This is a genomic window from Rhodothermales bacterium, assembly GCA_013002345.1.
GTDB lineage: Bacteria > Bacteroidota > Rhodothermia > Rhodothermales > JABDKH01 > JABDKH01.
In genome coordinates this window covers 1-10,018 of the sequence record JABDKH010000254.1, presented here as the reverse complement: position 1 = coordinate 10,018, position 10,018 = coordinate 1, and the positions used below count along the sequence as shown (strand labels likewise).

General features: G+C 59.8%; 6 protein-coding genes. 5 read left to right on the top strand and 1 reads right to left on the bottom strand.

The genetic code is table 11. From position 1 onward, the window contains the following. The first annotated feature begins 432 nt into the window (after positions 1-432). The 4 genes from HKN37_12440 to HKN37_12425 all read left to right on the top strand — a co-directional run bounded on the left by HKN37_12440 (position 433) and on the right by HKN37_12425 (position 9,052). On the top strand, positions 433-1,977 hold the full coding sequence (locus tag HKN37_12440; protein NNE47454.1) for an efflux transporter outer membrane subunit: 1,545 nt from the start codon (positions 433-435) through the stop codon (positions 1,975-1,977). 39 nt (positions 1,978-2,016) lie between these two features. After that, positions 2,017-3,195 carry an efflux RND transporter periplasmic adaptor subunit gene (locus HKN37_12435; GenBank protein ID NNE47453.1) on the top strand — a complete coding sequence of 393 codons (1,179 nt, stop codon included), beginning with the start codon at positions 2,017-2,019 and terminating at the stop codon, positions 3,193-3,195. A gap of 45 nt (positions 3,196-3,240) precedes the next feature. Then, positions 3,241-6,444: an efflux RND transporter permease subunit gene (locus HKN37_12430; GenBank protein NNE47452.1), complete on the top strand. Its 3,204-nt coding sequence runs from the start codon at positions 3,241-3,243 to the stop codon at positions 6,442-6,444. 115 nt (positions 6,445-6,559) lie between these two features. Beyond that, entirely contained in the window at positions 6,560-9,052 is a 2,493-nt protein-coding gene (locus HKN37_12425) for a T9SS type A sorting domain-containing protein (GenBank protein ID NNE47451.1), read from the top strand. Between the two features lie 14 nt (positions 9,053-9,066). On the opposite strand, the gene HKN37_12420 is transcribed toward HKN37_12425, so the two are convergent. Beyond that, on the bottom strand, positions 9,067-9,552 hold the full coding sequence (locus HKN37_12420; protein ID NNE47450.1) for a hypothetical protein: 486 nt from the start codon (positions 9,550-9,552) through the stop codon (positions 9,067-9,069). A gap of 170 nt (positions 9,553-9,722) precedes the next feature. On the opposite strand from HKN37_12420, the gene HKN37_12415 reads away from it, so the two are divergent. Then, positions 9,723-10,018, top strand: a 296-nt coding sequence (locus tag HKN37_12415; protein ID NNE47449.1) for a type 1 glutamine amidotransferase, incomplete at its 3' end; no start/stop codon positions are given.

Below are 10,018 nucleotides of genomic sequence, written 5' to 3'. Positions count from 1 at the left end.
CGGCAGGACTGCGGCAGCGTGGATGGTACGAGAACGACAGCAATCTAGACTCGGTCCGGGATGATCCGCGTTTCAGCGCTCTCCTCAAGAAGTTGATCTAGCGGTCAGCCTGTAGCGCACAGGTCGTGGTCGACGTCGCGAACGCCGGGACACATCCTCGCGCGACATTCGCGCCCTCCACCGTGTGATTGATGGCGCCGAAGGATTCAGTCGTCAACCAGGGCCGCATATCAGGAACTCATGGCCATGCGGCGCCGTGTGCGTCCTCAGCGGAACCTCCGGATACTCCAGACCGCGGCTGTTAGCGATCGTGATGCTGGATTCCGTCGCGGCCATACGAATGACACATGCTGGTTAAAACCCCGTGAAGGTCTGGCACCGCGATCGACGTGCAGCGTATACCGCTGCTAACATTGCTGAGGGCCGGCACGCGTGCTTGAAGATCTGTGGAGGAAGAGTCACATCGGTAACCTGTTTCAAATCGTGGCGGACACAACAACAGACCCGAACGGTCGCGCGAACAACCCGGCCAGATTTGGCCGCTGGTTGATGCTGGCGGTAACTGTCGTCGCCCTGCACGGATGCTCTTTCGCCCCTCGAGCCGCTCGCATTCAAGCGGTCGATTCAATGCCCCGCGCGTTTTCGGGCGCAGTAATGGATTCGCTCCCGCCAATTCCCCGGTGGTGGCAGGAATTTGACGACCCGGTTCTCAACGCACTTGTCGACACGGCGCTTGCAAGGAATTTTGATCTCGCGATCGCTGCTGCGCGTGTGAGCGAGATCCAGAACCTGTACCGTATCAGTCGCTCTGCTCTGCTCCCGAGCGTACAACTTACGTTCGATGGGACGCGCCAGGAGGTTCCCACCAACACCGGCGCCACTCGAAACATCTCAGAGAACATCCCCGAGTTCCCCGACAGATTCGATTTCACGACGTACAGCGCCTCTCTTGGACTTGGCTATGAGATCGACTTCTGGGGTCGAGTGAGGGGTTCGCGAAATGCCGCGCTCTCGAACTTCTTCGCTACGCGGGAGGATATGCGGACGGCTCGCCTCGGAGTGATCTCAGAAACGATCGCGACCTACTTCGAGGTGGTAGAGCAGTTGCGCCAGGTCGCGCTCTCGCGGGAAAACGTCGATCTTCTTTCGGAGCGGGCCGAACTGACTCGAGACCGGTACCAGCGGGGGCTTGTGACCTCCTTCGAGCTGTACGCGATCGAGCAAGAATTTGAGGATGCCAGAGCCGGGCTGCCACTAATCGAGGGTCGACTGTTCGACGCGCAAGGGCGGTTGGCAATACTCCTCGGAACCTACCGCAGAGAGGCCTTGAAGCTCGTTGGCGAAGGTACTCGACAGAGGAGCGTGGACCTTGACCGGATTCCTGCCGGCCTTCCGTCGGAACTACTGCGCAATCGGCCGGACGTGGCGGCCGCGGCGCATCGACTCGAGACGGCCAGGCAGCGGGTCGGCGTGGCCCGTGCCGAACAGTTTCCGCGCTTCTCTTTGACGGGAAGCGGCGGAACGCAGAGCAGTTCGCTGAGCGACATCGTTGACACCAGCCAGCGCTTCTGGCTCTTCGGCGGATCGTTGACCGCTCCTCTGTTCAACGCCGGCGCCCTGCGCGCGAACGTAAAGGTCGCGTGGGCACAGTACGAACAGCAGGCGGCCGCTTATGAGAAGACGGTCCTGACGGCCTTCCACGACGTCGAGTCGTCGCTTGTGGCGCTGCAGAAGGAAGGCGAACGCTATCGATTCCTGAGCGAGGCACTTGTACAGGCGGAAGCATCCGCCCGCAACCAGCAAAGCCGATACGTGCGTGGGATTGGCGACTACCTCGCGTACGTCGATTCCAGACGAAACCTCATACGCGTCGAGGCGACGCTGGCAACGGCCGAGAGGTCGCTGGCAGGTGCCCGGCTGGCCGTCAATCGGGCGCTCGGTGGAGACTGGGTGGAAACCCCGAACGACGACCTGTAGTCCCGGCGCACGACAAAACGACCCAAACAGCAGACTCGAATGAAACTCACCCGCTCCAGATCATTCATGATTGGCGCCGCAATTTTGGCCGTCGGTGTGGGTGGTCTCGCGCTGTTGGTCTGGCTCCGACCTGAACCACCGAAGGAAGATCGGCCGCGAGTCAGTCCGCTTGTGACAACAGCCGTGGCAACGATCCACGAAGGTCCCGTCTACGTCCGCGGTACGGGCCCGATCAAACCGACGCAGGAAGTCACACTGGTTGCTGAGGCATCGGGCAAGGTCGTTGGCATTGCACCCTCGTTCGTAAGCGGTGGGTACTTTCAGCGCGGCGATGTGCTCGTGCAGGTGGACCCGGCCGATTACGAGAACGCTGTTGCCGTCGCGGAGGCCGAGGTCACGCAGCGGCGGTTTGAACTGCTGCGTGCGCGTGAAGAAGCGGACGTCGCGAAGGAGGAGTGGGAACGTATGAGAAGCAGAACGGCGGGCGAGGCACCTCCTCACTCCGAGCTTGGCAGCCTCGTGCTCAAGGAGCCGCAGCTCAGGCTCGCCGAAGCGCTGCTCAAGGGGGCGGAGGCCCGACTTTCTGACGCTCGCAATCGATTGGAGCGCACACGAATAGTGGCGCCGTTCAGCGGAAGGGTGCGCACAGAAAGCGTCGACGTGGGTCAGTTCGTAGGTCCGGGTCAGCAGGTAGGCGTCGTGTACAGCTCGGGGCTGGTCGAGATCGCCGTGCCGCTGAACACGTCGGACGCAGCACTCATCGAGGGCCTGTGGAACCCGTCAGGTGTGAGTCGCATCGCGGCACGGGTGCATGCGGACTTCGGAGGCACGACGCGAACATGGAACGGGAATGTTCACCGCGTCGAAGGAGCGCTGGACGCCGCGACTCGAACCATCAACGTTTTCGTGCGCGTTTCGAATCCGTACCGTCGCGATTCAGACGGCGCTCCTCCGCTGCTTGTCGGCACCTTCGTCGACGTGGAGATCGAAGCCAGACCCTCCGATGGATCTGTCGTGATCCCGCGGTCGGCACTGCGTGATGGCAGCAAAGTCTGGGTTGTCGCCGACGGGCGTCTTCGCGTGTTGCCTGTGGATGTCTTGCAAGAGGTGGATGAGACGGTGCTTCTCCGCGACGGACTTACCGGCGGAGAGCAGGTCGTCACCAATGCGCTGGCCGTCATGACGGACGGCATGTCTGTTCGTGTCGCAACGAACTGACCCCATGCCAATGAACCTGTCCCACTTCAACAGACTCTGCGCACGATGAAAGGAGCAATCGCCTGGATGGCGCAGAACAGTGTCGCGGCCAACCTGCTCATGATGCTCATCGTCGTGACCGGCGTGGTGAGCATCACGAGTATTCCGCAGGAGGTCTTTCCCGAGTCCAGTCTTGACGCGGTCCAGGTACAGGTCGCCTACCCGGGCGCCTCTCCGGAGGAGGTGGAGGACAGTATCGTGCGCCGCGTCGAGGAACAGATCGAGGGCATCGAAGGGATTAGGCGTATAACGTCTGTTGCCAGCGAGAACGTAGGCATCGTGACCGCCGAACTGCAGCTGGGTACCGATGTGCTCAGTACGCTTGATGAAATAAAGGCCGAGATAGACCGCATCACGACTTTTCCCGATGATGCCGAAGAGCCGACCGTGACGGAACTGACCAGTCGACGACAGGTCCTTCAGATTGCGGTTCACGGTCAGGCAGACGAGGTGGCGCTGAAAGAGCTGGCCAACCGGATCAAAGACGATCTCGTCACACTCGACAATGTCTCATACGTCAGCATCAACGGGGTGAGGGACTATGAGATCAGCATCGAGGTCTCGGAGGCATCACTGCGCGCGATTGGTCTGAGTCTTGGCGACGTCGCGATGGCCGTGCGGCGCGGCAGCCTTGATCTTCCGGGCGGTCGGGTGCAGACGCGCGGCGAAGAGATCATGATCCGAACGGAGGGACAGAATTATACGGCCGCCGATTTCGCGGACATCGTCGTCATCGCCCGTCCGAACGGAGCGCTGGTTCGACTTGGAGACATCGCCACGGTTCGTGATGCGTTCGAGGACGCCGACCTCATCACGCGATTCGACAGTGAGCCGACTGCACTTGTAGAGATCTACCGCACGGCGGATGAGCGGGTACTCGACATCGTGGAGGAAGTGCTGGAATACCTCGATGCATTGCGGCCGACGCTTCCTGAAGGCATCTCCGTCGATGTCTGGCAGAACGAGGCCAAGCTGCTCAAGAGTCGCTACGAGTTGATGTTGAAGAATGGTATGGCAGGACTGATCCTCGTCGTCATCGCACTCGGCCTCTTTATGAATACGAGGCTGGCGTTCTGGGTCTCCGCCGGCATCTTCATCTCGTTTCTCGGCACCTTTACGGTGATGGTCTACCTGGGCGTATCAATCAACCTGATCTCGCTCGTCGCCTTTATTCTCGCACTTGGAATTGTTGTAGACGATGCGATTGTCATCGGGGAGAACATCTTTGCGGAGCAGGAGCGTGGTGAGTCGCCTGTCGCCGCGTCGGTCAAAGGCGCGATCCGACTCGCGCGGCCCGTCATATTTGCAGTGCTGACGACGGTGGCGGCGTTCTCCCCACTCCTTCTCGTGCCGGGCGTGATCGGGAAGTTCATGAAGAATCTTCCCATCGTCATCATCACCGTTCTACTGCTGTCCCTGGTCGAGTCGCTGTTGATCCTGCCGGCGCACCTGTCACATCTGAAAGTCGTCAGGGACGGATCGAAGAAGAATCCGGTGGTGGCGTTCATCGAACGCATCCAGGAAGCCGTCGCTCGATTCGTCGACTGGAATATCAACGGACCGCTCGACCGAACACTCCGATTCTGCACCCGCCACTATGGTCTGGTGATCGTGTCGGCTATCTCCGGCGTACTCCTCTCGATCGGACTCATTGCCAGCGGCTGGGTCAAGTTCAGTTTCTTTCCGGACATCGAAGGCGAAAACGTGATCGTGCGACTGGAGATGCCCGAGGGAACGTCGATCGAGCAGACGGCAAAGGTTGCTTCGATGATTGAGCTTGCCGGTCGGGACGTCGCGAAACGCCTGCAAGAGGGTTTGCCAGACAGCCATCCGCCGGTCGTGCGACACGTGTTCACCTCCGTCGGATCGAGACCCTCTCTTGCGAACCGCGGTCCCACCACAGGGATGGTCCCCACGCTCTTGCAGTCCAACGTGGCGGAGGTGAATTTCGAGCTGCTTGAGGCCGAATTCAGAGATCTCTCCGCCGCAACGTTTGAAGCCGAGTGGCGTGAGACCACGGGGCCCGTTCCGGAGGCGCGCTCACTCCAGTTTCAGTCGGCGATCTTCGGACTTGGCAAGCCCATCCAGATCGAGTTGTCGGCACCGTCGGCGGAAGTGCTGAATCGGGCTGTTGAACGTCTCAAGGATGAACTGAATCAGTTCGCCGGTGTGTTCGAGGTGGAGGACAACCAGACGCTCGGAAAGCAGGAGGTCAAGCTGGAGCTCAGACCACAGGCGCGAACACTCGGGATTTCTCTCGATGACCTTGCGCGCCAGGTCAGGGCTGCATTCTACGGCGACGAAGCCCTGCGCATCCAGCGTGGTCGAGACGAGATCCGGGTCATGGTCCGATTGCCGGCTGAGGAACGCGACGCATTGTCGGACCTGCAAAATTTTCGAATTCGCACACCCTCTCGCGCGGAGATCCCTCTTGCGGAGGTGGCGACCGCTTCTTTCGGCTACAGTCCGTCCAGTATCAATCGGCGTGACCGCCGACGCGTGACTACGGTTACGGCGGATTTGAACGAGGACATCGTAACTGCTCAGGAGGTAGTCGATGCACTCGAAGCAACCATACTACCAGTCATGCTCTCCGACTATCCCGGACTTCGAGCGACTTTCGAGGGAGAGCAGCGGGAGCAGGCCGAAATCCTGGAAAGCTTGAAACGAGGCTTTGTCGTTGCGCTGTTTGTTATCTACGCGCTGCTCGCTATCCCCTTCCGGTCATACTGGCAGCCATTCATCATAATGTCGGCGATTCCGTTCGGGGTCATCGGCGCCATAATCGGGCACCTGATCATGGGGCTGTCGGTCGGTATTCTGAGTCTCTTCGGCATTGTTGGCCTGAGCGGTGTGGTAGTCAACGACTCTCTCGTATTGATCGACTACATCAATCAGGCACGGCGCGAAGGCCTGTCCATTCAGGACGCGGTCGTTCGGGCCGGGCGAGTACGGTTTCGGCCCATCATATTGACATCACTGACGACCTTCCTGGGCGTTCTGCCGTTGATCCTTGAGCGAAGTCTTCAAGCGCAGTTCCTGGTACCGATTGCCGTAAGCCTTGGTATCGGAATTCTGTTCGCCACGTTCATCGTACTGGTGCTGGTCCCATCACTCGTGATGCTCCAGGACCGGATCGAGCAGGTGTTCAGGCGCTCGCCGGGCGACACAGAATCTGCGGCTCCAATCGAAATCCCGGCAGCCGGCTAGACCTTTGGATTGGAATCGCTCATTTGCACCGTGGGAACGTTCACCCTGCATGAGGCCATCGTAAGGTACGTCTCGTACATTGCGCGCAATTCAACTTTCGGTACCGGAGTCCGTCATGCGGTTAAAGCTCATCCTCCCGGTTCTTGTGTTCACACTCCTTCTTGGATTCGTGTTCACGTCCAGTCCCATCCAGCCGCGTGAGAACTACGGGGCGAGACTTGAACCGGCCGGGCGCATCGTGCACGGCGCCGGTCAGGACCCATCCGGGTTTCTCAACTACTGGAATGTGATGGACGAGGCCGAGAAGCCCATTGCCTACATGTACTACATAGGCCTCCGAAACGTCGGCACCACGTGGGTTGACCGACTGAAGGCCGATCTGCTGCAGTACAAAGATCGCATGACCGTGCTGCAAGTCGGGCTCGAGCTGACCGCGAGTGGCGATCCGTACACCGAGGAGATCACGAGAGGGTTCCTGGACGATGATATCGACACCGTTCTCGACGGACTGCAGGAGATTGGTCTCCCCGTATATCTCCGGATCGGATACGAGTTCAACGGCGTGAGCTGGAACGGCTACCAGCCCGAGTCCTACAGGACCGCGTTCCGATACATCGTGCAAAAAGTTCGTGAGCGTGACCTGGAGATCGCTACGGTATGGAATTTCGCTCCCGACGGCGATTCGAATTTCATGGCCTACTTTCCCGGGGATGAATATGTCGACTGGTGGGCATTCAATCCCTTCTCCACCAGTCATTTAACTCATCCCGACGTGTTTGATTTTCTCGACAGCGCGCACGTCCACCAGCGGCCCGTGCTTATCGGAGAATCGACCCCGCGGTATGTTGGGACTACCGGAGGGCAGTCGAGCTGGGACCAGTGGTTTGAGCCATTCTTTGATCTCGTGCACGCGAATCCAGGGATCAAGATGCTGTCGTACATCAACTGGAACTGGGCGGAGTTTCCGCAGTGGTCGGACTGGGGCGACGCGCGCCTGGAGATGAATCAGGTTGTGCGAGACCATTACGCGGCGGAGATGGATTCGGCAGCATACGTCCACGCGGTCTCGGAAGCAGAGTTCAGGAGTTTGCTGGGGTACAACGATGCGGTTGCTCCCGGAATGGTTACCGGACTTGCTGTCGCCGACACCTCGTTCCCCGGCATGATCGCCTGGGATCAGGTATCCGACGAGTCGGGCATCGCGCGGTATCTGCTGTTCAATGCAGGAGAACTCTACGACTACACCGGCAACTCGGCCTATTCGTTCGACCGCGGCCAGCCCGGCGACACGATGATGATCGCAGTCGTGCCTGTCGACCGCGCCGGCAATGCAGGTCAGGCCACGGACGAAATCGTCTTTGTCATACCGTCGCGCGCCGAGAATCCAGCCGACCAGATCGCAAATGGCGGCTTCGAGCAGGCATCGGATCCGTGGGAACTCGTCACTTTTGTGAGCGACGCCGCTGCGAGCTTTGACATTGACACAACCAATCCGATCGACGGTACGGGCAGCGGTCGCGTCCAGATCAGTGCCACCAGCGGAACGAACTGGCACATCCAGCTGCGACACTCGATCCGTGTGTCGGCCAACAAACGTTACGTGATCACGTACAGCGCTCGTGCCAGTCAGAACACAACGATCGAGACGTGGCTGCAGCAGGATCACTCGCCATTCGAAGGCTATGCGTTTCAGAGCATCCCGCTGACGACAGTGGCTCGGGCGTTTCGTGATACAGCGTTCGTGCGGGAGGACGACACGGTATTCCTGACATTCATGGTTGGCGGTTCTGGAACACCGGATGTGTGGTTTGACAACGTGTCGGTCATCGAGGAGGACTGGGAACCCGAACCGGTGGAACCGAAATCTCTCGAGAATGGCGGCTTCGAAGCAGGGTTAAGTCCGTGGATGCTAGATCTCAACGGACTCGCCAGAGCGTCGGCCGAGATAGATGACTCCGGTCAGATCGAAGGCCAGAACTCAGCTCGTGTTACGATCAGTCGGACCACCAACACCAACTGGCATGTGCAGCTGCGACAGCGCCTCGACGTCAAGGCGGGTGCGCAGTACGTCGTCAGGTACCAGGCGCGGGCGAACCAGGACACATCCATTGAAACCTGGCTACAGCAGAATCACACACCGTATCTCGGCTACCTTGAAAAGGTCGTCAACCTGACCACAAGCAACCAGGCCTTCGTCGACACGGCAATGGTGGATGCAGACGATACCGTGTTTCTTTCATTCATGATGGGCAACTCGGGAGTATCGCAGATATGGATCGACGATGTTTCCGTAACGGAGATCGGAGTCACTGATAACGATGACCCGACCGACGCGTTGCCATCGGGGTTCAAGCTTGATCCGCCGTATCCAAATCCGTTCAATCCGTCGACGCGGATCAGCTACGAGATACCGGAGTCGGGGCGGGTATCACTGCGTATCTACGACGCGGTCGGGCGGGAGATAACGCGGTTGGTGGATGGGTCACAGAATGCGGGCCGGTACGTCGCCGACTGGGATGCTGCGCTCGCCGCGAGCGGTACATACGTCGTTCGGCTTGCGGTCGACGGAAGACACATAGCCAGCAGAACACTGGTGCTGATCAAGTAGATCAGCCACGGGAGCTATCGGAGCCGGATAGTCACGGTCTCGGTCCAACTCCGGAGCCCCGACCAGCTCTCGGCAATAAGCCCGAGCGACACAGTCCGCCCCGGATCCCCCGGAGGCACTGACCAGGTGCCAGCGAGCGCGGGTACCGGGCACGAGGAGGTCAACGGGTCGACACGGAGGCGCTCGCTCTCAATCCCGACGCCGACCGTCGTCAGCATCGTCGCCCCGAGTTCCGCACGTCGAAGGCCTTCCGGGTCGCGACCCAGGTAGACGACCCGCACACCGTCGAGATTGCGGGCATCGACACGTGCAGGCGGGTCTCCCGGCAAGACCACAAGTGTGTCTTGCTCCCCCGAGGACAGTTCACGAAAGAGAACGGTGAGTGTGAGCTCGGGCGGCGAGCCGTCCGCGGGTGGAGGCGGCAGGCAGTCTCGGCTGGTGCACCCGATAAGAACGAAGCACCCCAGGGCGATCGGTCCTATGCGCGCTCTCGGAGTCATGACTTCTTGATGTGCAGGAAACGCGTTTGGAGCGAGAGGCTCCGATCGTGGAACGCATTGTTCTGTCGGCAGGTTCGACAAACCCACCACAGCGCTGCACCCGCGTATCGGGCGTGACAATCGCGGGAGGTCTTATCTTGCGTCTCGTTACGCCCAGTTACACCTTCAAAATGTCAGCACGTCTTCGGTTTTTGCTGCTTCAAGTTCGAAACCCGGGGGATCCGATGATTCCTCAGGAGGTGGACTGTTTTGCATGGGCACTGGGGTGTGGCACGGAGCAGATTCATGTTTTTGACCTGTTGACGGGAGTCCCGACGCGTTCGCAGATTGCGGCGGTCGATGCCGTACTTCTCGGTGGTAGCGGCGACTACTCTGTTGCGCGAGGTGGACCCTGGCTTGAGGCCGCGCTTGATGCCATGCGCGATCTGCATCGACTATCGAAGCCGACGTTCGCCTCCTGCTGGGG